20 protein-coding genes are annotated in these 21,675 nt (G+C 39.8%); 13 read left to right on the top strand and 7 right to left on the bottom strand.

Annotation, left to right across the window (positions count from 1 at the left end):
• The first annotated feature begins 72 nt into the window (after positions 1-72).
• The 3 genes from pdsO to WNY79_RS09685 are packed head-to-tail and all read left to right on the top strand — an operon-like array spanning position 73 to position 3,489.
• Positions 73-804: a sortase-associated OmpA-like protein PdsO gene (gene pdsO / locus WNY79_RS09695; protein WP_290191980.1), complete on the top strand. Its 732-nt coding sequence runs from the start codon at positions 73-75 to the stop codon at positions 802-804.
• 46 nt (positions 805-850) lie between these two features.
• Positions 851-2,887, top strand: a complete 2,037-nt coding sequence (locus WNY79_RS09690; protein ID WP_342875747.1) for a marine proteobacterial sortase target protein — start codon at positions 851-853, stop codon at positions 2,885-2,887.
• Positions 2,884-3,489 (top strand): class GN sortase, encoded by a 606-nt coding sequence (locus tag WNY79_RS09685; protein ID WP_342875746.1) that lies wholly within the window; start codon positions 2,884-2,886, stop codon positions 3,487-3,489. The genes WNY79_RS09690 and WNY79_RS09685 overlap by 4 nt, the downstream gene beginning before the upstream one ends.
• Here WNY79_RS09685 and WNY79_RS09680 read toward each other — a convergent pair.
• Positions 3,384-4,343, bottom strand: a complete 960-nt coding sequence (locus WNY79_RS09680; RefSeq protein WP_024604368.1) for a DMT family transporter — start codon at positions 4,341-4,343, stop codon at positions 3,384-3,386. The genes WNY79_RS09685 and WNY79_RS09680 overlap by 106 nt on opposite strands.
• Before the next feature lie 119 nt (positions 4,344-4,462).
• Here WNY79_RS09680 and proB point away from each other — a divergent pair, with 119 nt between their 5' ends.
• From proB to WNY79_RS09660, 4 genes are all read left to right on the top strand, one after another.
• A complete protein-coding gene (gene proB, locus WNY79_RS09675) occupies positions 4,463-5,566 on the top strand; it encodes a glutamate 5-kinase (RefSeq protein ID WP_076923776.1) in 1,104 nt (367 codons plus the stop codon).
• 116 nt (positions 5,567-5,682) lie between these two features.
• Positions 5,683-6,042, top strand: a complete 360-nt coding sequence (locus WNY79_RS09670) for a glutaredoxin domain-containing protein (RefSeq protein WP_007581591.1) — start codon at positions 5,683-5,685, stop codon at positions 6,040-6,042.
• A gap of 39 nt (positions 6,043-6,081) precedes the next feature.
• Entirely contained in the window at positions 6,082-7,566 is a 1,485-nt protein-coding gene (gene gltX / locus WNY79_RS09665) for a glutamate--tRNA ligase (RefSeq protein ID WP_007581594.1), read from the top strand.
• 170 nt (positions 7,567-7,736) lie between these two features.
• Positions 7,737-8,036, top strand: a complete 300-nt coding sequence (locus WNY79_RS09660) for a hypothetical protein (RefSeq protein ID WP_021032137.1) — start codon at positions 7,737-7,739, stop codon at positions 8,034-8,036.
• A gap of 4 nt (positions 8,037-8,040) precedes the next feature.
• Here the strand turns inward: WNY79_RS09660 and WNY79_RS09655 are convergent, their stop codons facing one another.
• Together WNY79_RS09655 and WNY79_RS09650 are read right to left on the bottom strand one after the other, a co-directional pair.
• A complete protein-coding gene (locus tag WNY79_RS09655; RefSeq protein ID WP_170071765.1) occupies positions 8,041-8,433 on the bottom strand; it encodes a hypothetical protein in 393 nt (130 codons plus the stop codon).
• Positions 8,434-8,534: 101 nt separating this feature from the next.
• Entirely contained in the window at positions 8,535-9,326 is a 792-nt protein-coding gene (locus WNY79_RS09650; protein ID WP_342875745.1) for a CPBP family intramembrane glutamic endopeptidase, read from the bottom strand.
• A gap of 202 nt (positions 9,327-9,528) precedes the next feature.
• Between WNY79_RS09650 and WNY79_RS09645 the strand changes: the two genes are divergently transcribed.
• The 3 genes from WNY79_RS09645 (at position 9,529) to WNY79_RS09635 (ending at position 12,693) form a co-directional block, all read left to right on the top strand.
• Positions 9,529-10,230 (top strand): DUF3581 domain-containing protein, encoded by a 702-nt coding sequence (locus tag WNY79_RS09645; RefSeq protein ID WP_024598641.1) that lies wholly within the window; start codon positions 9,529-9,531, stop codon positions 10,228-10,230.
• Positions 10,231-10,406: 176 nt separating this feature from the next.
• Complete coding sequence (locus tag WNY79_RS09640; protein WP_170071767.1) at positions 10,407-11,654, top strand: DEAD/DEAH box helicase; 1,248 nt, start codon at positions 10,407-10,409, stop codon at positions 11,652-11,654.
• Between the two features lie 58 nt (positions 11,655-11,712).
• Positions 11,713-12,693, top strand: a complete 981-nt coding sequence (locus WNY79_RS09635; protein ID WP_342875744.1) for a sensor domain-containing diguanylate cyclase — start codon at positions 11,713-11,715, stop codon at positions 12,691-12,693.
• A gap of 330 nt (positions 12,694-13,023) precedes the next feature.
• Here WNY79_RS09635 and WNY79_RS09630 read toward each other — a convergent pair whose 3' ends face one another.
• A complete protein-coding gene (locus tag WNY79_RS09630; RefSeq protein WP_076923616.1) occupies positions 13,024-13,980 on the bottom strand; it encodes a methylenetetrahydrofolate reductase in 957 nt (318 codons plus the stop codon).
• A gap of 259 nt (positions 13,981-14,239) precedes the next feature.
• On the opposite strand from WNY79_RS09630, the gene WNY79_RS09625 reads away from it, so the two are divergent.
• Positions 14,240-17,122 carry a pitrilysin family protein gene (locus tag WNY79_RS09625; RefSeq protein WP_342875743.1) on the top strand — a complete coding sequence of 961 codons (2,883 nt, stop codon included), beginning with the start codon at positions 14,240-14,242 and terminating at the stop codon, positions 17,120-17,122.
• A 191-nt stretch (positions 17,123-17,313) separates the two neighbouring features.
• On the opposite strand, the gene WNY79_RS09620 is transcribed toward WNY79_RS09625, so the two are convergent.
• Positions 17,314-17,634 carry a helix-turn-helix transcriptional regulator gene (locus tag WNY79_RS09620; protein WP_024598636.1) on the bottom strand — a complete coding sequence of 107 codons (321 nt, stop codon included), beginning with the start codon at positions 17,632-17,634 and terminating at the stop codon, positions 17,314-17,316.
• A gap of 1 nt (position 17,635) precedes the next feature.
• Positions 17,636-18,040 carry a hypothetical protein gene (locus tag WNY79_RS09615; RefSeq protein WP_024598635.1) on the bottom strand — a complete coding sequence of 135 codons (405 nt, stop codon included), beginning with the start codon at positions 18,038-18,040 and terminating at the stop codon, positions 17,636-17,638.
• A 658-nt stretch (positions 18,041-18,698) separates the two neighbouring features.
• On the opposite strand from WNY79_RS09615, the gene cysE reads away from it, so the two are divergent.
• Complete coding sequence (cysE, locus tag WNY79_RS09610) at positions 18,699-19,517, top strand: serine O-acetyltransferase (protein WP_002958786.1); 819 nt, start codon at positions 18,699-18,701, stop codon at positions 19,515-19,517.
• A 35-nt stretch (positions 19,518-19,552) separates the two neighbouring features.
• On the top strand, positions 19,553-20,233 hold the full coding sequence (locus WNY79_RS09605) for a hypothetical protein (RefSeq protein WP_342875742.1): 681 nt from the start codon (positions 19,553-19,555) through the stop codon (positions 20,231-20,233).
• Here the strand turns inward: WNY79_RS09605 and xseA are convergent.
• A complete protein-coding gene (gene xseA, locus WNY79_RS09600; RefSeq protein ID WP_342875741.1) occupies positions 20,230-21,561 on the bottom strand; it encodes an exodeoxyribonuclease VII large subunit in 1,332 nt (443 codons plus the stop codon). The genes WNY79_RS09605 and xseA overlap by 4 nt on opposite strands.
• Positions 21,562-21,675 lie beyond the last annotated feature (114 nt).

Raw genomic sequence — 21,675 nt, 5'->3', positions numbered from 1 at the left:
CACTTGAGCTTGTTTTAATAGGTCCATCAAAACAAAACATCACAAATTAAAAGTAAGTTTAAGGATCAAATCATGAAGAAGACATTAATCGCGTTAACACTGGTTGCTAGTTTTTGTACTCCAGCAATTGCCTCAACATCTAACACGCCATCAAAAGAAGCCCATAAAGAAACGGCTATTGGGCTAGGTGCAGGCGCTATTATTGGCGGCGTAGTGGGCGGGCCAATTGGTGCGTTTATTGGGGCATTTGCCGGTGGCTTAATAGGTGATTCAAAAGTAGCTGATAACAAAATTGCAGAGCAAGAGCGTGCCATTACGGTCATGAAAGAAAAAACCAGCGATTACCAACACGTGCTTAACCACAATAATATGTTAGAGCAACAGCTAGAAGTGCTTGCCAATCAAAATGAGCAGTTAACTCAAGTTCAAATTAATAACTTATTGGCGATGACGGTACAATTTAAAACAGGTTCAAGTGTTATTGCCCCGCATTTTGCGCTGCAGTTAGACCAACTGGTTACCTTGTTAAACAACCAACCACAACTCGCACTTGATTTAAGTGGCTTTGCCGATCAACGCGGCGATGAGCAAGCTAACCTTTTACTTTCTAAAGCGCGTGTAAATGCCGTGCAAAGCTATTTAATAAAACACGGCGTGAGCCATAAACGCTTAAGCACGCAGGCATTTGGCGAGCAGCAAACGTTGGCTAACAGCAATACGGTGGAAGACAACTTTTTTGATAGACGCGTAACGCTTACCACTCGCTCAATGAATAGTGTAAATGGCCAAACGGCGAGTAACTAAACCTAACGGAACCTAAGTAAAGCTAAGCGTTCGATGGAGTGATTTTATGTTCAAATTGAGTAAACCAACCAAAATGCTTACTAAAGTAAGCATTTTTATATTCATAGTGATTGTGCTGTTAGCAAGTTTTAAAAGCCATGCGCAATCACCCAAGTTAGAACTTTTTGATAGCAATGGGGCGCCAGCAGGCCCTGCAATAATATTAAAAAGCGATGCCAATATGACCTTAACTGGCCTAATTAACCATGTTGTAGTAACGCAGACCTATCAAAAAGAAAACCCGTTTGCAGTTAACGCGCGCTACGTTTTTCCACTGCCAGATGAAAGCGCTGTGCACGCCATGACAATGCGTATAGGTGAGCGAGTTATTAAAGGCCAAATTGATAAAAAGGTAGAGGCCGAAAAAAAATACGAGGAGGCTAAAAAAGCAGGTAAGCAAGCGGCCCTTGTACGCCAGCAACGCGCCAATATGTTTATTACGAATGTGGCAAACATTGGCCCTGGTGAGCAAGTAATTATTGATCTTGAATATCAAGAAATTATAGATTACAGCAGCGGCACATTTGCTATTAGGTTTCCTACTACCATTACACCGCGTTATCACGCAATTAGTGGTGAAGTTGAAGTTAATACTCAAAACCAAACGCATGTTAATCCGCTCCCAACGGGATGGTTGAGCCCTGTTTACAGCACTCAAAACATCACTCAAAATAGTACTCAAACTGATAACGCACCAGGTAGCCAATTTAGCTTAAACATTGATATAGACGTGGGCTTAGAACTGGTTGATATCAATTCTAAATTTCATAATGTTGATGTACAAAACACCGCATTTGGGCAATATAAAATAGCGTTAAGTGAGAAAAATGCAGTTAATCGCGACTTTGTACTGGAGTTTAAACCATTGCAAAAAGAGCAAGCTCAAGCCGCATTTTTTACTCAGCAGTTTGAAAATGGTGACCGATACGGGCTTGCTATGCTAATGCCACCAGGGGATCACTTTACACAAACTCAGCGATTACCTCGCGAAATGGTATTTGTAGTTGATACGTCGGGCTCTATGCACGGGCAATCTATGGAGCAAGCTAAAAAAGCGTTGTTTTATGCGCTTTCATTACTTGATAGCGACGACAGCTTTAATATTATTGGTTTTGATAACATAGTAACTCCAATGAGCGATAAACCACTTATAGCCAGCGACTTTAACTTACGCCGTGCAGAGCGATTTATTTATAGCCTAGAAGCCGACGGCGGCACAGAAATACAAGGTGCGCTTAATGCCGTACTTGATGGCAGCGAGTTTGATGGTTTTGTACGCCAAGTTGTATTTTTAACTGATGGCAGCGTAAGCAACGAAGACGCATTATTTAAAAATATTCAAAGTAAATTAGGCGATAGCCGCTTATTTACAGTGGGTATTGGCAGTGCACCCAACAGCTTTTTTATGCGCCGAGCGGCAGATATAGGCAAAGGCTCATTTACGTTTATAGGCAGCACAAGCGAGGTGCAACCTAAAATGCAGCAGTTGTTTGATAAGCTTGCGCATCCAGCGATTACTAATTTGGCGCTAAGCGATGAAAGCGGTAACAGCTTAGATTTTTGGCCGTCACCACTACCTGATTTATATTTTGGCGAGCCTATCATGGTCGCTATAAAACTTAATAATGTTAAAAGAGTGGTACTTGCTGGGCAAACTGCACAAGGGCCCTTAAGTATTAGATTAAGTACACAAAATAGCTCAAGCGCTCAAGGTATAGCAAAACTGTGGGCGCGCCAAAAAATTAAGTCATTACTTTTATACAACGAGCAAAGTACCGTTAAAGATGAAGTACAGGGGCTTGCGCTTACTCATCAATTACTTAGCCCGTTTACTGCTTTTATAGCGATTGAACAAACTCAAATAAAAGAAGTGGCAAAGCAAACGGCGCAAGCTACTAATGCAGTACCACAAGGTATGGCAATGCGTTTACCGCAAACCGATGGGCAAAGCAGATTACATATATTGCTAGGATGTATTTTATTACTCGGCTATGGCGCTCTTAAAATAAACCGAGGGCTTAAATTAAGTAGGGAGCATAAATGAAAAAGTGGCTAAGCGCGGGCTTACTAATAGCTGGGCTTGGATTATTTGGGCACGGCACTTATATGCAGGCAAAAGCGTGGCTTGCTCAAGTGTTAATTGAGCAAGCATGGCAAGAGGCGCTTAAATCACCCGGCACTAAAGTAAAGCCGTGGTATTACGCCGACAGCTACGTTACTGCAAAGCTTGATTGGCCAAGTCATAATAAAACATTAAGTGTATTGGCTGGAGCGAGTGGTCGTAATTTAGCGTTCGCGCCTAGCCAATTTTTACCCGCAGGGGAGCTTGGCGGAAAAGAATTTGGAAACGAAAAAGGCGCGCTAATAGCAGGGCATAACGACACTCACTTTGCATTTTTACAAAACGCAAAAGTGGGGGAGGCGTTTACTTTGCAACTGCAAAATGGGGTGATACAAAATTATAAGGTAACAGGGATTGAGGTTATTCATCAATCTCAACATGACTTTTTACAAACACCTGGATTGTACTTGCTTACCTGTTACCCTTTTGATTCGCTTGCCTCAGGTACTGATTTAAGATTGCTTGTATCTGCGCAAATGTCTTCGCCCGATTCACTAAGTGGTATATCAACTACAAGTTCTTGATGGCGCTGGCTTACCATTACACCAATAAATACCACAAATATGCTCAACCATTGCCACACGTTGAGCACTTCGCCCAAAATAATAGCTGACAAAATAAGTGTAAAAATAGGAATTAAATTAGAGTACGCAGCCGCGGTTAATACCGATACTTTGCTAATAGCATAATTGTACATGCCGTAGCCGCCAAGGGTTACACACGAACCTAAATATAAAATGCTCATTAGCGCGGTTAAGTCGTGTTGGTTTTCGCTTGGTAGATCGATAAAAAACAAAAAAGGTGCAAAAAACAAGCTGCCGCTAATACCTTGAAGTGCAATTAAAGTAAGGGGGGAGTAGCGATTAGCTAAATGCTTAATACTTACGGTATAAAATGCAGCGCACACCATAGCCATCAGCTCTAAAAAGTTACCTAGTAACGGATTAGGTGCTTGCTCAGAATTGGGTGAAAGAAGCGTAAGTAAAATACTGCCGCCAATACACAGCGTAAAGCCAACAACAATGGCTTTGCTTATGTATTCTTTAAGTAATAAAAAGGCAAGCAGCGCAATAATTATAGGCAAGCACGACACAATAACACCCGCCTGCGAGGCTGATGTATATTCCATTGCGTGACCTTCAAATAAAAAGTACAAGCAAGGCTCAGCAAGCGACATACCCACTAAATACTTCCAATCACCTTTTAAATACTCAAACCGAATAACGTAGCGCCATAAGCAAAGCGATAAAACTAACGTGGTGAGCATGCGTAAAAATATTACCAAGGCAGGGTCGTAAATGGCAATGGCATATTTAAGCGCTATAAAAGAGCTGCCCCATAAAAAGGTGGCAATAATTAAACACAAACTGGCAGGCATAGAGAGTAATTTATATAATTTAATAAAATCAGATCCTAGCATGAATATTTTTAACTTGTTCAAAAATACCGAGCTGGTATAAATTAATTCATCTTTAATTAATGATTAGTAAAAAGCACATGCAAAGGGAACAGGTAATAGTTGTAAAGCTTGGTACAAGCGTACTTACTGGCGGCACCGATAAACTAGATAAAGCGCACATGGTTGAATTAGTACGCCAATGCTGCGAGCTTAAAAAGCTGGGACATCACGTTATTTTAGTCTCGAGCGGCGCGGTAGCTGCTGGGCGCGAACAACTATTAAAACCCTGTGGCAGAAGCTTAATTGATAAACAAATGCTTGCTGCAATTGGACAAGGTCAACTCATTCATATTTGGCAGAGCTTGTTTGGTTTATATGGGATAAATGTAGGACAAATGCTGCTTACTCGCGCTGATGTAGACGACAGAGAGCGTTACCTTAATGCACGCGATACGCTCAATGCGTTATTAAATTACGACGTTGTACCCATCATTAACGAAAATGACGCAGTCGCTACCAGTGAAATAAAAGTAGGCGACAACGATAATTTATCGGCGCTTGTCGCTATTTTGGCTAATGCTAATAAATTATTGCTACTTACCGATCAAGAAGGCTTATTTACCAGCGATCCGCGCACAAACGCCGATGCCACCCTCATTGGCGAGGTAACACATATAAACGATGAACTGCGCCAACTTGCTGGTGGCAGTGGCACAAATTTAGGCACCGGCGGTATGGCAACTAAACTGCAAGCCGCCGATATTGCAAGGCGCGCAGGCGTTGAAGTTATTATTGCTAAAGGTGCAGGTAAAAACGTTATTTTAAAATGTATGAGTGACGAGTTACCAGGCACGCGTTTTTTAAAACTCACCGCCCCAAAAGATGGCCGTAAAAAATGGTTACTAGCCGGGCCTAAAAGTACCGGTCAAATTGTTATTGATACAGGTGCTATTGGCGCCCTTCAAAATAAAGGCGCAAGTTTACTCGCTAAAGGCGTTACTAATGCATTTGGACGTTTTGAACGCGGTGATTTAATTGATTTAATAGATGCAAAAAATCAAGTGATTGCACGGGGCTTAACGCGATTTAGTAGCGTTGAGGTAAATAAAATAAAGGGTGCGCACTCTAGTCAAATAGGCCAATTACTCGATTACGATAGTGGCGCAGAAGTACTTCATAGGGATGATATGGTATTGCTATAGAAGCACTTTTAGTAAATTAAATTACTTGAGTGTAATTCTCGGAGTATTACACTTTTTTGATTGTAAATTTGTGCTAAAATCTGGCTCCTTAAATTGTTGTAAGCAGAGCACAGAACATGAAATTAGTTCGTTGGTTTTTAGGTTGTATAATCTTATTCTTTAATTTTGTATTTACTCCTCGCAGTAAAAAGCGTGCAAGCGACGAGCAAGCACAGCTTGATCAGCAAACCTCACAATTTAAACTGTATCAATTTAAAGCATGCCCGTTTTGTGTAAAAGTACGTCGCGCCATTAAACGCGAAGGCTTAAACATAGAAACGCGTGATGCAAAAGACAATGAGCAATATCGTCAAGAGCTACTAGAGCAAGGTGGCAAAGTTAAAGTACCTTGCCTGCGTATAGAGCAAAATGGCCAAGTACAATGGCTGTATGAATCAAACGATATTATTGCTTACTTAAACAAAGTAGCTGCATAAACCACTTTTACTATCTCACTTATTTAAAGAGAATATACCATGACAATTCGCACCCGTGTTGCCCCGTCGCCAACTGGTGACCCGCATCTTGGCACCGCTTATATCGCCTTATTTAACTACTGTTTTGCTAAACAACAAGGCGGTGAATTTGTACTTCGTATAGAAGATACAGACCAAGTACGTAGCACGCCAGAGTCTGAACTTGCGATTATGGATAGCCTACGTTGGTTAGGGCTTGAGTGGGATCATGGTCCTGATGTGGGTGGCGAATTTGGTCCTTACCGTCAATCTGAGCGTAGCGATTTATATAAAAAGTACGCGCATCAGTTAGTTGACGATGGTAAAGCGTTTTACTGCTTTGCAACAAGCGAAGAGCTTGATCAAATGCGTGAAGAGCAAATGGCAGAAGGCCTACGCCCTAAATATGACGGTCGTGGTTTAAACCATACAGATGAAGAAATTAAAGCAAACTTAGCTGAAGGCAAACCTTACGTTATACGTATGAAAATCCCAAGCGAAGGCACATTTAAGTTTAACGACTACCTACGTGATGAAATTGAGATCCCGTGGGAAAACGTAGACATGCAAGTGCTTTTAAAAGCGGATGGTTTCCCAACGTACTTTTTAGCGAACGTAGTTGACGACCACCACATGGAAATTAGTCATATTTTCCGTGGTGAAGAGTGGATTAACTCAGCACCTAAGTTATTAAAACTATATGAAGATTTTGGTTGGGAAGCGCCAGTACTTGGTCACTTGCCATTACTACGTAACCCAGATAAATCAAAGCTGTCTAAGCGTAAAAACCCAACATCTATTAATTACTATAAAGAAATGGGTTACCTGCCAGAAGCCGTACTTAACTATTTAGGCCGTATGGGTTGGTCAATGCCAGATGAGCGTGAAAAATTCACACTTAATGAAATGATTGAAAACTTTGACATGAAGCGTGTATCGCTTGGTGGTCCGGTATTTGACGTAGATAAACTAAGCTGGTTAAACGGCATGTGGATCCGCGAAAACCTAACCGACGAACAGTTAATTCAGCGCTTTGTTGATTGGAAGTTTAACGGCGAAATGCTCGCTAAAATATTACCAGAAGTTAAAACACGTATTAATACACTGTCGGATATGGTTGAACTAGCAGGGCACTTTGTAGGCGGAATTCCAACTTACGATCCTGCGTTATTAACAGCCGGCAAAGCAGACGAAAACGTAATTCGCCAAGCGCTACAATTTTTTGTATGGCAGCTTGAAGGCTTGCGTAGCTTTGAAAAGCCCGCTATTTTTGCAATCGCAAAAGAAGTTGCAACATTCCACGAGCTAAAAATTAAAGACTTTTTAGAACCAATATTTGTCGCCATAACAGGCAAAACATCAAGTACGTCAGTGCTTGATGCAATGGAAATTTTAGGCTCTGACCTATCACGCGCCCGTTTACGTGTAGCGCTTGCTCATTTAGGTATTTCTAAAAAGCAGGCTAAAAATATAGAACGTGCGTACCGCGAATACCCAAGTGCATAATTACTAAAATGCACTTATAAAAGCCGAGCTTATTAAGCTCGGCTTTTTTGTGTCAGATAGTTTTATATTAGGCTTTTTGGCTATATATCATGGCGTTTTAGTCTCGTTTAAAAACGAAGTAAGACCCAGCCCAATGATACAATAAGACACATAAACAATATGGAGGCAGTATGATTGCAACCGTTAAAAACAAAGCTATTTTTAGCAGTAATACATTTTCGATAAACCTTGTTACTTACCCAACTAATCACAGCGTAATGAACCATATTGACCCTGTGCAGCAAGGGCGCTATTACAAGCTCAACTTTGTATTAGAAAAACCTAAAGCGGGTGGGGTATTTAAATGTTCAAAATGCATTATAAATTTATTTAATCGCGTGTATTTATTCAGACCCGATAAGTACGAACACAGCGTATCTAAAATCGAGTCTGGAAAGCGTGTGCTACTGAGCTTTGCGCTTAATATATAAGTTATTAATAATCGTAGGCCTGTCCGGTGCATAAAACAGATAGGTCGCAGTACGATACAGAGGTTTCACTACAAGAATTGATAGTAAAAGCATTCCCACCTCTGCGCATGGCATCAGCTTTAAGTAAATCAATCGCGTTTGATTTAGATCGATTGTAGCTTACATTATTTTTACCTCTACCGTCGCCATCACAGCTTTCAGCTTCTATTCGGCCTAAAAGTGTTGCGCCACTTTCGTGAGCTTCTTGATCGCTATAAAATTGCTGTAAATCTCTTTTATTAACGTAGGTGCCAATTTCTTGAGATAAAACGCCGTTGTCTATATCTGTATGATAAGTCATGCTTGAACAACCAGTTATTGTGGCGAGCACAGTTATTGTTGCTATAAAACGTAGCATATTCATTAATCCTTTAATTTATTTAAAGTCGTAAATTACTAACAAAATCAAATGCTGGCAATGTTTACTGCTGAGTAAATTGTTAGCATTTGTAAATGTATTTAGATTTTACTGAGCATAGGGTAAGTAAACAAAAAGAAGTGACAAACATTAACCAACCAATGGCATAAAATAGCCCACTCTAAGCGCTGCGTTTTATAAAAAACATAGCCATACCCCAAGCCTGCAATAAATGAAACCAATACATAGTTAATTCCTCCAGCAAAATGTGCCAAAGCAAAAATACCTGCAGTAATTACAGGGGCAAGTATTGCTAAACGGGTCGGTGTAATTATTTTGCTAAGCTTAGTTTGTAGTAATCCTCTAAACAAAGCTTCCTCAGCTACACAGGTAAATAAAAGATTAATAGCAATAAAGGCTAACCAAAAGTTGGGCACTTTTGGGTTAAAGCTTACAAGTCCAAGCATTAAAGCCGCAGTGAGCGAAGCTAAAACAGTAGCAATAATTATAAAAATGGGTTGTTTAACGTTTAATGAGCCCGCTTTATTAGAGTCTGTTTTTAAAGGCTTTTTATTTGAATCTAGGTTTGAAAAAAAGTAAGCACAAAGAAATAACCCAGCCATAGCTTTATCAAAATTAGCATAAAGGGTAAAAGTAATCGCATCGCTTGTAATACGCTCGTCTATAACAATAGGGAGGTTACTAAAACTAGGCACCCAATGAAGCGCTAATGCCAATGAGGAAACTATAAAAACAGTACTTAAAGTAGCGCGTATTATTACCCGCTTTGTATTTAGCACACAGTAGTATAAAACAACGTAAAGCCCAGTACTGAGCAGTGCATATAAATTTATATAACCTTGAAAATACGCACTTGTAACACTTAAAGCCATTAAGTAGTGCCAAAGGGGTTGTCGCATTATTGATATTTTGCAGTACGGAAAAACACATATAATTGATAGCGCTAATAAATAAAAGGTCATTGTTTTTTATTGCTCTGTTTTATTTAGCAACTAATCTAACAGATTCGACCTCTCAGTATTTTTTTTCTGGTAATATAGATAGGTTATAAGCAGTTTAAGCAGTGAACAAACTATGTTAAGTCCTTTTTTTCAGCAGCATGCTGATTATGTTTCTATCTCTCGTGAGCAGGGTTGTCGATTCGCTAAATGCGTTGCTGACGATTACAATCCACTTCATGACAAAGATGCCAAAAAGTTTTGCGCGCCAGGAGACTTACTTTTTTCATTGGTACTAGACCGCTACGGTATTAGTGAACAAATGGAATTTACTTTTGCCGGTATGGTTGATGAAAACACCAAACTTAATTTTCCTGAGGGAGCTGATGAGTTTGATGTTACCAATGGCGAAAAAGTAATTTTAAAGGTAAAGCGCAGCGGTAAAACCAGCCAATGCCCAGCATTAACTAATAGTCTTATAAAAAATTATGTTGAGTTTTCTGGTACTACTTTTCCGCATGTAATTATTCCATTAATGGGTAAGCAAGAGGTAATGATAAACCCTGCTCGTCCGATGGTGATTTACGAATCAATGCTTATCAATCTTGATAATCTTGATATTACAGAACCAGAACTTGAGTTTGCAGAGCCTAGTTTTGAGTATGCCGGTAAGCGCGGAAAAATCACACTACGTTTTAACCTGTTGGAAAACGGCGTTAAAGTGGGTAGTGGTGAAAAGCACATGGTGGTTTCGGGTATACGCGAATACTGCCAAGCAACAGTTGACGATTTAATAGCGTTTTACAACGAACGTAAAGCGACACTAAAGCCAGCTTAAAGCTACAGAAAATTATAAAAGGCGCTAAATACAACTGTTATTTAGCGCCTTTTTTATTGTTTTAGCGCTAAAGCGAAAGTGAGTAACTACGATTAAATACTTTTCTGAACTGGTTAATTTACGCAGTACAGTAATATGCGTACAATAGCGCTCTTTGTTATTTTAAAGCTAAGCCTATGTCTGCCACTACGTTCACATCACTTAATCTCGACCCGTTATTATTAACTGCGATTGAGCAAAATAATTACACTCAGCCTACCGCAATTCAGATTAAAACTATTCCGCCTATTTTAGCCGGAAGTGATGTAATGGGCAGTGCACAAACAGGTACGGGTAAAACAGCTGCTTTTGTTTTACCGCTGTTACATAAGCTTTTAAATACCCCTAAAAAAGATGAGCAAGGTCTTGCCCGCGTTGTAATTTTAACGCCAACACGAGAGCTTGCTCAGCAAGTATTTGCCAGCTTTGAAAAGTACGCACAAGGCACTAATATCAATGGTGCTTTAGCGTATGGCGGCGTAAGTATTGGTCCACAAATAAAAGCACTTAAAACAGCCCAAGTTATAGTGGCAACACCTGGGCGTTTACTTGATCATATAGTTAAAGGCAGTGTGGTACTTTCAAGCGTAGACTCTTTAGTGTTTGACGAAGCTGACCGCATGCTTGATATGGGGTTTATTGATGAAATTAGACGTATATTGCGTCATATCCCAGGCGATCGCCAAACTTTACTGTTTTCAGCTACGTTTGATGACAGCGTGTTTGAACTCAGTAAAAAGTTACTTAAAAACCCAGAGCTAATTGAAGTTGATAAACGTAACTCAGCCGCAGTTGAAGTAGAGCAAGTTATTTACGCTGTAGATGAGGATCGTAAGCGCGAACTTGTATCGCACATGATTGGCATGAAAAACTGGCGACAAGTGCTTATTTTTACTCGCACAAAACAAATGGCTGATCAGCTCGCTAAAGAAATGTGTAAAGACGGTTTAAAAACCGAATCAATCCATGGCGACAAATCGCAAGGCGCGCGCGACCGTGCATTGCAAAACTTTAAAGAAGGTATTACACGTGTACTTGTTGCAACCGATGTAGCCGCGCGTGGTTTAGATATTTCAACACTTAGATACGTAATTAACTTTGAGCTACCATACATTGCAGAGGATTACGTACACCGTATTGGTCGTACAGGTCGTGCAGGTGAACAAGGACTTGCTATGTCGCTGGTAAGTCTTGATGAGCAATGGCTGCTAGAAGAAATTGAAGTATTACTCGATACGCGTCTAACGCCGCAGTGGTTAGAAGGTTACGAGCCAGATCCTAATAAAAAGCCAAAAGACAATCGTAAAAACACCAATAAGTCGCGAAAAGATCGCGATAAAAAGCGCATCACTGGTAAAAGAGAGCCAAGTAGGCGTCGTAAATAATAGCTTTTACTTTGCTTTTTTGCCTATACTGGAGCTACTAAGCAGCCGAGGTAAAGCAATGTTTGAAATTGATCAATGGGCATTTTCTGGTATTGATGGCCAAATATCTTTGCATAAATGGCAAAAAACAATTGATCTTATAACGGGGCTTTTTTCAGCCCCGTCTGGTTATATAGTTCAGGCAACAAGCAAAGGCTATCGCGTTGTTATTAGAAGTAACGAGGGTGGATCTAACTTTGAGACCAACCCTATACTCCCTCCTCAAACTCCTCTGTTTTGTCGCCACGTAGCTGAAACTAACAATACATTATATGTTAATGATGCAAGTAATAACGATACATGGAATACCCTGTCAGAAGTCGTTGAAGACGGTGTTGAATCCTACCTAGGTTTACCCATTCATTGGCCTGAAGGCGAAGTGTTTGGCACGTTATGTTTAAAAGACACTAAAATAACAAGCTATACCGATGAATACTTTGAACTCATAGAACAGCTACGCGATTTGATTGAAGACGACTTAGCCCTTGTTTATAGCTATGAGCAAATGCGTGAAATAGCCATGTTAGACTCATTAACTAATATTTATAATCGCCGAGCACTTAACTTACTAGCTCAGCAAAAGCTTAACTTAGCGCTACGTTTGGGTTTTGACGTGTGTTGTTTGTTTATTGATATAAACGACTTTAAAAAATTAAACGACACTTGCGGACATGAAGTGGGTGACAAAGCATTGATTATATTGGCAGATACGCTAAAAACGCATTTAAGAGATGCCGATATAGTAGGGCGTTTAGGTGGCGATGAGTTTGTTGCAGTAATGCAAGTAAGCGATAAAAGTAAAATTAACTATATTATGAATAAAATTTCGACCGAGTATTCAAAAGCCTTACTTAAAGTAAACGTGTGCGATTTATCACTCAGTATTGGTTATAGTTTTACTGATAAACAAAAGCAGCCCTTTGAAGCGCTATTAAATGATGCGGACCACGCAATGTATAAAAATAAACAAGCGTATAAGCTAGCTAAAAAAGCACAATAATAAAAGGAAGTTCGTCATGACTAATACCACAAAACTTAGTTGGTTTTTTCTGCGATAGGTTTTATTTTTTCATTAGCAATAATAAGCTGATTTGAAACGTTCCCTAACATTAGATTTATATCTAATGAGGGAGTTATTTTTGGTGTTATGTGCTCCTCAATGGGGTTTGCTTTAAAAAAGCTTGAGAGTAATAACCAAAAATAGCTTTAATAAATAGCTTAAGCTGCAAATCTTTACTTGTATTTATTAATTCATTTTTCAAAGAACGGACATAAAAAAGCAAGCCACTAGGCTTGCCAAGAAGGGTGTGAATTAGTTTAGGCTCAAGCTCTAAGCAATTAGCTTTTCCGCAAGGTTCAATTCCATAATGGCTTTTAATAAACGGTATAAGTTTATTGATGCATCAATTTCTTCTTTACGGTTTGTTAAGCTTTCAATATTTAAGCCCAGCGGCACGTCTAAATGTGCACAGCTTTTAAGTATTAAGTCGAGGTTCTCGCGGCAAATACGAACTGATTCGCTTAGAGTATTGTCTGCATCAAGCATGCGCCATTTTGTAGCCTCTGGCACTGAGATACCCAACCATTGCATAAACTCTAAGGTTTTTTCGCCGCCGCACGGGGTAAACGTTAATATAATACGTTGAGGTGTAATACCCTGTGCTTTACATGTACGTGCGTAGCTAGTAATTAGCTCTATAGTCGCTTGTGCGTCGTAAACAGCTTGCGATATAAAAAACTGACAACCTTGTGCTGTTTTTTCTATTAATCGTTCGTGCTCATTTCGTTTACTTGAATGGCGCTCGGCAATTGTAACGCCACCTAAAAAGAAATCATCTGATTGCTCAGCCATTGCTTTATACGCATCTGGCAGACTTAGCTTTATATCGCCTACCGATGACGGGCTACCTACTAAAACTACATTTTGTAAATCGTAGTCGTTTTTAGTTTCACTTAGCCAATCTTTAAACTCGCCTACGCCACGCTGCGCCACACTTTTGTAAGTAATTACATCTTGTGCAGATAAATCACGGAGTAAATGGCTGTATTCACGCGGATCAACGGTTTGTTTAAACGCAAACGGGCGCGCTTGATTAGTTCGGCTGCTTTCGTCTTGAATGTCGTAAATTATTACGCCGTCGTATTCAATTTCGTGTAAGCGACCTAATAGCTTTTCTGCAATAGTTTTTAATTGCGCTTTATCGGTGCCTATTTTAGGCGGGGTAGTACCAATAAGATAAACACCTTGGTTGGTGTCCTCTATTTTCTCTTTTAATGATAAAGCCATAATCCTCATTCCAGCCAAGTGCGTTTCGATAGATTTAATATAGCAGCCATTTAGACGTCTAGATAGATTTATTTAATGAAAGTTTTTCAACTAACATGATGTTTATTCATAGTGCTTGTTCCCATTATTTATAATTGACACAGTTGTTTACATAATAAATTCCCTTGGGACTCTTATATTTATTGGCTTTGGGGCATAATCGAGGGTGAGTTAGTGTTAAATCTAACAACAAATTTGCTCAATTTAAAAAGGGACAACAATGAAATTTAAATTATTAGCAGCCAGCTTAGCGGTATCGCTGGCGTTAACGGGTTGCGCCATGCAACAAAACCAAAGCACGCAAACAACAGCACAACAAGAACAAGTAAATAAAGCTGATGACCGTGTTTTTTCGCAAGATTATTTAATTGAAGAGCTAGAAAACGGCTTACGTGTCATGGTTGTTAAAACCGATTACCCTGATGTAGTGTCGCTGCAAATTCCGGTATCGGTAGGGTCGCGTAACGAAGTTGAAGAGGGCAAAACAGGCTTTGCCCACTTTTTTGAACACATGATGTTTAAAGGCTCACAAAAATACCCTGAAGACGTATATTCAGACATATTAAAAAATTCAGGTGTTGATAACCGCGCGTATACAACAAACGATTACACAAATTACCATTTAAACTTTTCAAAGCAGCATCTTGATAAAGTACTTGAGCTTGAAGCTGATATTTTTCAAAATTTAACCTACACCGAAGAGCAATTTAGAACCGAAGCACAAACGGTAAAAGGTGAGTACTTAAAAAACAACGCGAGCCCAATTCGTAAATTATTAAGTGCTGTACGCGAAGAAGCGTTTGATAAGCACACGTATAAACACACCACTATGGGCTTTTTTAAAGACATAGAAGCCATGCCTGATCAAATGGCGTACGGGAAAGAGTTTTTTGCTAAGTTTTATAAGCCTGAGTATGTTTCACTTGTCATCGTGGGCGATGTAGACCCACAAGCAACAATGGCAATGGTTAAAAAGCATTGGGGTAGCTGGAAAAAGGGTAACTATGTTGCTGACATTACAGCAGAGCCTGTTCAACAAGCACCAAAATATTTGCACCAGCAAGATGAAGCACTACCAGGGCATTGGTTACTTGTATCGTACAAAGGCGCTGCGTGGGAGCCTGCTAAAAAGGACAGAGCGGCACTTGATTTAATTTCACAGCTTTATTTTTCAAATAATTCAGATCTATATCAAGAGCTAGTGGTCGACAAACAAATTGCCAGCCAAATGTTTACCTATAACCCAGAGACTAAAGATCCGGGTTTATTACACGTATTTGTTAAGGTAGAAAACGCAGACGATTTAGCCACTGCACGCGATGCAATTAACCGCACTTATGCAAAAGCACGCACTGAGCTTGTTGATGAGCAAAAGCTAAATGATTTAAAATCGAACCTTAAATACAGCTTTATTAACGGCTTAGATTCGTCGCAAGCGATTGCATCAACTCTTGCCAGCTACATGCATTTTGAGCGCGATCCTGAGGTTATAAACCAGCTTTATAAATCATCAGATAACATTACCAGTGCAGATATTAAAGCCGTTGCTAATAAATACTTTACTGATAACGCACGTACCACATTAACGATGTCGGCACTTGATAAAGCCCCTGGTTTTGAGCAAGAAGTTGATTTAAATGCGCTTACTGCAAAGCTTGAACAAGCACCTGCGGCACCTGTATTTAAAGTACTTGATAAAACCAATAGCTCGCCATTAATTGATGTTAACTTTTTATTCAATACCGGTGCGGCTGCCGACCCGCAAGGCAAAAAAGGTGTTGCTGCGTTAACTGCAGCTATGCTTGCACAAGGTGGCTCAGAGGCGACAAGCTATAAAGATATTCAAAAAGCACTTTATCCGCTTGCGGGTAGCTTTGGCTATCAAATAGATAAAGAAATGCTGTCGTTTCAAGGACGTATTCATAAAGATAATGCACCGCAGTGGTATGCACTTGTGAGCGAACAATTACTAAATCCAGGTTTTAGAGATGACGATTTTAAGCGCCTTAAAAAAGAAATGATCGACGGTATTAAATCAGGCTTAAAAGCATCTAACGATGAAGAGCTAGGCAAAGAAGTGCTCTACAGTGCGCTTTACAAAAATCACCCTTACGAAAGCTACAACTACGGTGATATTTCGGATTTAGAAGCGTTGACGCTGGATGATGTTAAAGCGTTTTATAACAGCGAGCTTACGCAATCAAAACTCACGGTTGGCTTAATTGGGGCTGTGCCTGTAAAACTTAAAGCTAAAATGATGAGCGATTTTGCAACGCTACCAAAAGGTGAGCAAAGCCGTTTAAGTATTCCTGATGCGCCAGTGTTTAAAGGTCATCATGCAACGATTGTAGAAAAATCGGCACAATCGACAGCGGTATCGTTTGGTTTTCCTATTGATACAATAAGAAGTAGCGAAGACTGGACAGCCCTGTGGCTTGTGCGTTCGTACTTTGGTGAGCACCGTAGTTCTAACAGCTTTTTATATGAGCGCATTCGTGAAACTCGCGGCATGAACTACGGCGATTACGCATACATTGAATATTTTCCACGTGGTATGTTTCAAACCAAGCCTGATGCAAACCTAGGGCGCTCTGAGCAAATTTTTCAAGTGTGGTTACGCCCACTTCGCTCTAATAACGATGCGCACTTTGCAACACGTACAGCCTTGTTTGAGCTAGATAAGCTAATTAAAAATGGTATGAGCGAAGATGACTTTGAAGCTACGCGTAACTTTTTAATTAACTTTGTGCCGCAAATGGTCGCAAGTCAAAATCGCCAATTAGGTTACGCACTTGATAGCGAATTTTACAACACAGATAGCTTTGTAAGTTACGTTACTAATAAACTTAAAACGCTAAGCGTTGCTGATGTAAACCGCGTTATTAAAGAAAACTTACAAACAGACAATGTTCAATATGTGTTTATAACCGCAGACGGTGCTGATATGCAAAAACGTTTAGCGTCTGAGCAAACATCACCAATGGTTTACAACACTAATAAACCTGCTGAGCTGGTTGCTGAGGATAAAGTAATTGCTGATTACAAATTAGCCATTCCTGCAAAAAATATTGAAGTGATGAAAGTCGATAAAGTCTTTCAATGAAGGTTTAAATAGTTATATAAGTTAAGATAATTAAAATGCCCCATATATTGGGGCATTTTTTATGGTGTTGGATATAGTATTGAACCAATTTTTACACCTAACCCAAAAAGTATCATTGCACTTATTATTACAACTAAAGTGATGTGGCCACGTAGCTCTTTCGACTTATATTTTGATATTGCTGTAGCTCTTTATTTCATAATAAAAAAAACAGTTATCATGCCTAATATGAAGCTGACTACTGATGACAATGCTAACACCGTGGTTATAGTGTGCTTGTTTAAAGTTGTTGCACCACCGAGAGGTGTTGTATCTTCATCAAGCTTAATTAATTTACCCTGGCGTACTTCTAAAACCGCGCATAAAGCCATTGTGGTTTCTTTTGATGCCGCGCCTTCTTTTTCTACCCGTTGGATTGTTCTCAAGCTTACATCACAGGCATCGGCAAGTTGCTGTTGCGTCCAATTAAATTGCTGCCTAAGTTCTTTTATTGTTTTAGGATTAAGTTGCATTTTAAAGCTTCCCAATCAAGAATTCTAAAATTATAATTAGCAAGTAGCCACCAACTAGGCCTCCAAAAAAGCAGCCAAAAAGCACTTTTAATGAAGTTTTTGGGTTATTTAATAATGATGATTGTTCATAACTTTTTATAAATTGGCCATTTTTATAAAGTGAGCACTCTAACTTGCCAGTTAAAATATTACGCATTTCAAACATTACTTTAAAATCATTGTCACCAATATTAAATTGATGGCCACTGTGAATCCTTTGGTTACGCTTATTACTTATAAGTTCATCATTTACGTATACTTCTTCTTTCCCTGTAAAGTAGCTACCAAAACACGCTATTTGATTATCGCCATCTTGAAAGTAAAATTTGTAACCTAATTTTCTTGTATTTAATATATCGTTTTTCATCATCGTTATCCTTGTTGAGTTGATGATGCTAATTTAGCGTTTGTTTTTGTTATTTACGCCGTCAGCTATACGCCAGTATGTATTTTGGCATATGACAGGTGAGCTGTCATATGTTGTTAGCTTTTGATTTTTATTAATTTATTATATTTTAAGTATGTATTGGAAATTTTAGCAACTGTCGTATAACTTAATCTAAAAAGTGGGTATGTATTTAAAATATCATTTCTGGGTGCTAGGGCGTGTTGAACTCTGTGGATTGAAATTTGTTCAATCTAAGGTCGATTTAATCGCGGCGCGAGGTTTGTAACCTAGTGGGCTCGATAACTGCTCCTGCGTTATTCTACTGGCTTACATCCATATAAGAATAAGTAAAAACCGAGCAACAAAGAGTTAATCGTCCCTAGAAAGAACCCAAAGGGCAGCGCATGTTTGGTCTTTATGCTGCGTTATCGCCTATTTATGGGGAGTAACCACGCTACATAGGCTCTGCCTTGCCTAAAAACCAAATGTACTGCTGCAAATCCAATCACCAAAGATCAACACGCCCTAGTTATATCTAATAACCAGAACAAATAACTAAGGGATTAACACCTTAGTGGCTAAATCCGTTAGACTTGGGAAAAGGCTATTTTATATCAACTTAAGGCAGTGCAGTATTATGCGTCATGCAATTTGGCAACAGCTTCGCGATGAAGCTAACGATGTAGTAAAACGTGAACCATTATTAGCAAGTCATGTTTATTCATGTGTTTTGAATCATGATTGTTTAGGTTCGGCATTGAGCTTTATTGTTGCTAATAAGTTGGCTGATGCGGTTGTATCTGCATTCACTATCCGAGAGCTGTTCGACCAAGCATTTGTAAAATGTGACCGTATGCTCTCATTTGTTGCTGAGGACATTAAAGCGGTAAAAGACCGCGATCCTGCATCAGAAACCTATCTTACGGTTATATTAAATCTAAAAGGTTTTCATGCTATTCAGGCGCACCGTTTGGCTAATTGTTTGTGGCAACAAAACCGCAAAGAGCTAGCGCGCTTTATTCAAAGCCGTAACTCTGAAGTGTTTGGGGTTGATATTCACCCAGCATGTAAAGTGGGTAAAGGCATTATGTTTGACCACGCAACCGGTATTGTTATTGGTGAAACCGCGGTAATTGAAGATAACGTATCAATTTTGCAATCTGTAACGCTTGGCGGCACAGGCAATGAGCAGGGCGATCGTCATCCTAAAATTAGGGCGGGCGTATTAATTGGCGCGGGTGCTAAAGTACTGGGTAATATTGAAGTGGGTGAGGGCGCACGAATTGGTGCGGGCTCCGTTGTACTTAGCAATGTACCACCACACACAACCGCTGTTGGCGTACCCGCTAAAATTATTGGTCGACCGGATTGTGAGTGTCCGGCGCAAAGTATGAACCAAAACTTTTTAGCAAATCCTGAGCCTGAAAACGAATCGCACACGAGTGCAATGCTATAAGTAATTAAAAATAATAAAACTTAAAAGGAATTAACATGAACAAGAATAGTTTATTGGCTCTAGGGATTGGGTTTATTGCGGGTGTAGGTTTAACTTGGAGCTACTTTAATGCAGCTTCAAGTCATCCAGAATCTGTTAAGTCGCAGCCAAGCTATGAAAAACAGCAAAAGCTTCATACTGAACAACAAAGTAATGAGGTATTGAGTAATGCAGACTCTGTAGTACCTGAGCAAGTCGCTAATAGAGAGCCCGCTGAAGACACGTCTCCAACCGATTTAGAACCCCAAATGCTTGATGAGCTACCTTTAGAAGAGCAAGTCACTCAGCTTAAGCAGCAACTCGCCGAACAGAAAGCGACGCTTAAAAGCGTTTTAAAGCAAATGAGAGGTCCTTCAGATTTTGAGAAGGTCTTACGTGATAAATTTGAAAAGCAAACGCGTGACGAAGAATGGGCTTATCGTACTGAAATGGCATTACAAGATTTTTTATTAACAGCTGATTTGGCAATTATGCCTGATATTGTTAGCGCAAAATGTAAAACAACGGTATGTGAATTTGAACTAGCCGCGCCCGCTGATAACGATACATTTGGCAGTGCTCAATGGCGAGAGCTAAACGACAAGTTGATGAAGCAGGAATTTTGGCAGCAATTTAAAAGCACTACCTCTACATCTAGCGATAGCGAGCTTAAATTGTTGCTAAGTACCGAGCTTTAAGTAACCTGTGATTCTATAGAGCCATCAACGAGCTCTGTAATTAAAACATCGCCTGTTTTAATTTTATCCACAGATTTAACTACTTTCCCTTGCTGTGTTTTAGTGATGCTATAACCGCGCGCTAAAACATTAAGCGGACTTACCGAATCTAACCTACTTGCTTGCAATGCCAAGCTATTATTAGCTTGCTGTAATTGATGCTGTATAGCTTGGTTTAGCCTAGCTTGTAATTGCGAAAGTTGATGGCTTGCTGTAGCGAGTTTTTTATCAGGCGATTGGCGCATTAAACGCGGCGTTAAGTTATTGAGTGTGCGTTCTTGCTGGTATAAACGATTACGCATAGCTTGTTGCAGCGCAATGCTTAGCTCATCCAAACGTTGTGATTTTTGATTAAGCTGATTACGCGGATGGCATAAGTTAAGGCGATGTTGTAGCTGCGTTGCAAGTGCGCGTTTTTCAGCAATATCGTGCTTAAACGCGTTGGATAAACGATTAACTAATTGCGTTACCTTGTTATGTAACTCTTGTGTATTTGGGCTTACAAGCTCTGCAGCGGCTGATGGGGTCGCTGCACGAACATCAGCAACGTAATCGCTAATAGTTGTATCTATTTCATGGCCTACCGCACTTACTATCGGTAATTCACTTTTGAAAATAGCGCGGGCGAGCTGTTCGTGATTAAAACACCATAAATCTTCAAGTGAACCACCGCCGCGTCCTAAAATAAGTACGTCTACTTCGTCACGTGTGTTGGCTAAGTCAATTTGGTTAATTAAATGCAGGTGCGCTTCTTTGCCTTGTACCATAGCAGGGTAAATGATGACCTCTAGCTGCGGCGCTCGGCGTTTGAGTACCGTTAAAATATCTTTTATAGCAGCGCCGGTTGCTGAGGTAATAACACCAATACGATTAATATTTTGCGGTAATGGTTGTTTGTGAACTGAGCTAAATAATCCCTCGGCGGCTAAGCGCATTTTAAGCGCATCAAATTCTTGCTTTAGCTGACCTTCGCCTGCGGGTTCCATATGCTCAACAATAAGCTGGTAATCACCGCGAGGTTCATAAAGCGATACACGCGCTTTTACTGTAACTTGTGCGCCATTGGCAGGGCGGTAGCTTTGGTTGCGATTGTTGCCGCGCCACATAGCGGCTTTAATTTGTGCTTTATCGTCTTTTAACGAAAAATACCAATGCCCAGATGCTGGTGTAATAAAGTTCGAAATTTCGCCGGTTAATATAAGCGATGCAAACCCTTGTTCAAGAAGCGTGCGAATTTCTCTATTAAGGCGTGACACGGTGTAAACTGCTTTTGAGGACGGTGAAAACATAAAAAACAACCTAAATCTATTTATAGGGCTACTTTATCATAAATATTTGCGAAATATTATTTACTCATGCCAACAACGCTGTTAAAATTTGGCCGCAATTCCTTATCTTAGATC

The sequence above is a fragment of the Pseudoalteromonas sp. AS84 genome (assembly GCF_038900255.1).
In the GTDB taxonomy this organism is placed as follows: Bacteria; Pseudomonadota; Gammaproteobacteria; order Enterobacterales; family Alteromonadaceae; genus Pseudoalteromonas.
Note: the sequence above shows the minus strand (reverse complement) of the source record. Positions and strands in the feature narration are given on the sequence as shown.

Excerpts from the sequence above, each read along its gene's own strand:
- pdsO (WP_290191980.1), top strand. The coding sequence starts at position 73 with ATGAAGAAGACATTAATCGCGTTAACACTGGTTGCTAGTTTTTGTACT.
- WNY79_RS09690 (WP_342875747.1), top strand. The coding sequence starts at position 851 with ATGTTCAAATTGAGTAAACCAACCAAAATGCTTACTAAAGTAAGCATT.
- WNY79_RS09685 (WP_342875746.1), top strand. The coding sequence starts at position 2,884 with ATGAAAAAGTGGCTAAGCGCGGGCTTACTAATAGCTGGGCTTGGATTA.
- WNY79_RS09680 (WP_024604368.1), bottom strand. The coding sequence starts at position 4,343 with ATGCCTGCCAGTTTGTGTTTAATTATTGCCACCTTTTTATGGGGCAGC.
- proB (WP_076923776.1), top strand. The coding sequence starts at position 4,463 with ATGCAAAGGGAACAGGTAATAGTTGTAAAGCTTGGTACAAGCGTACTT.
- WNY79_RS09670 (WP_007581591.1), top strand. The coding sequence starts at position 5,683 with ATGAAATTAGTTCGTTGGTTTTTAGGTTGTATAATCTTATTCTTTAAT.
- gltX (WP_007581594.1), top strand. The coding sequence starts at position 6,082 with ATGACAATTCGCACCCGTGTTGCCCCGTCGCCAACTGGTGACCCGCAT.
- WNY79_RS09660 (WP_021032137.1), top strand. The coding sequence starts at position 7,737 with ATGATTGCAACCGTTAAAAACAAAGCTATTTTTAGCAGTAATACATTT.
- WNY79_RS09655 (WP_170071765.1), bottom strand. The coding sequence starts at position 8,433 with ATGCTACGTTTTATAGCAACAATAACTGTGCTCGCCACAATAACTGGT.
- WNY79_RS09650 (WP_342875745.1), bottom strand. The coding sequence starts at position 9,326 with ATGGCTTTAAGTGTTACAAGTGCGTATTTTCAAGGTTATATAAATTTA.
- WNY79_RS09645 (WP_024598641.1), top strand. The coding sequence starts at position 9,529 with ATGTTAAGTCCTTTTTTTCAGCAGCATGCTGATTATGTTTCTATCTCT.
- WNY79_RS09640 (WP_170071767.1), top strand. The coding sequence starts at position 10,407 with ATGTCTGCCACTACGTTCACATCACTTAATCTCGACCCGTTATTATTA.
- WNY79_RS09635 (WP_342875744.1), top strand. The coding sequence starts at position 11,713 with ATGTTTGAAATTGATCAATGGGCATTTTCTGGTATTGATGGCCAAATA.
- WNY79_RS09630 (WP_076923616.1), bottom strand. The coding sequence starts at position 13,980 with ATGGCTTTATCATTAAAAGAGAAAATAGAGGACACCAACCAAGGTGTT.
- WNY79_RS09625 (WP_342875743.1), top strand. The coding sequence starts at position 14,240 with ATGAAATTTAAATTATTAGCAGCCAGCTTAGCGGTATCGCTGGCGTTA.
- WNY79_RS09620 (WP_024598636.1), bottom strand. The coding sequence starts at position 17,634 with ATGCAACTTAATCCTAAAACAATAAAAGAACTTAGGCAGCAATTTAAT.
- WNY79_RS09615 (WP_024598635.1), bottom strand. The coding sequence starts at position 18,040 with ATGAAAAACGATATATTAAATACAAGAAAATTAGGTTACAAATTTTAC.
- cysE (WP_002958786.1), top strand. The coding sequence starts at position 18,699 with ATGCGTCATGCAATTTGGCAACAGCTTCGCGATGAAGCTAACGATGTA.
- WNY79_RS09605 (WP_342875742.1), top strand. The coding sequence starts at position 19,553 with ATGAACAAGAATAGTTTATTGGCTCTAGGGATTGGGTTTATTGCGGGT.
- xseA (WP_342875741.1), bottom strand. The coding sequence starts at position 21,561 with ATGTTTTCACCGTCCTCAAAAGCAGTTTACACCGTGTCACGCCTTAAT.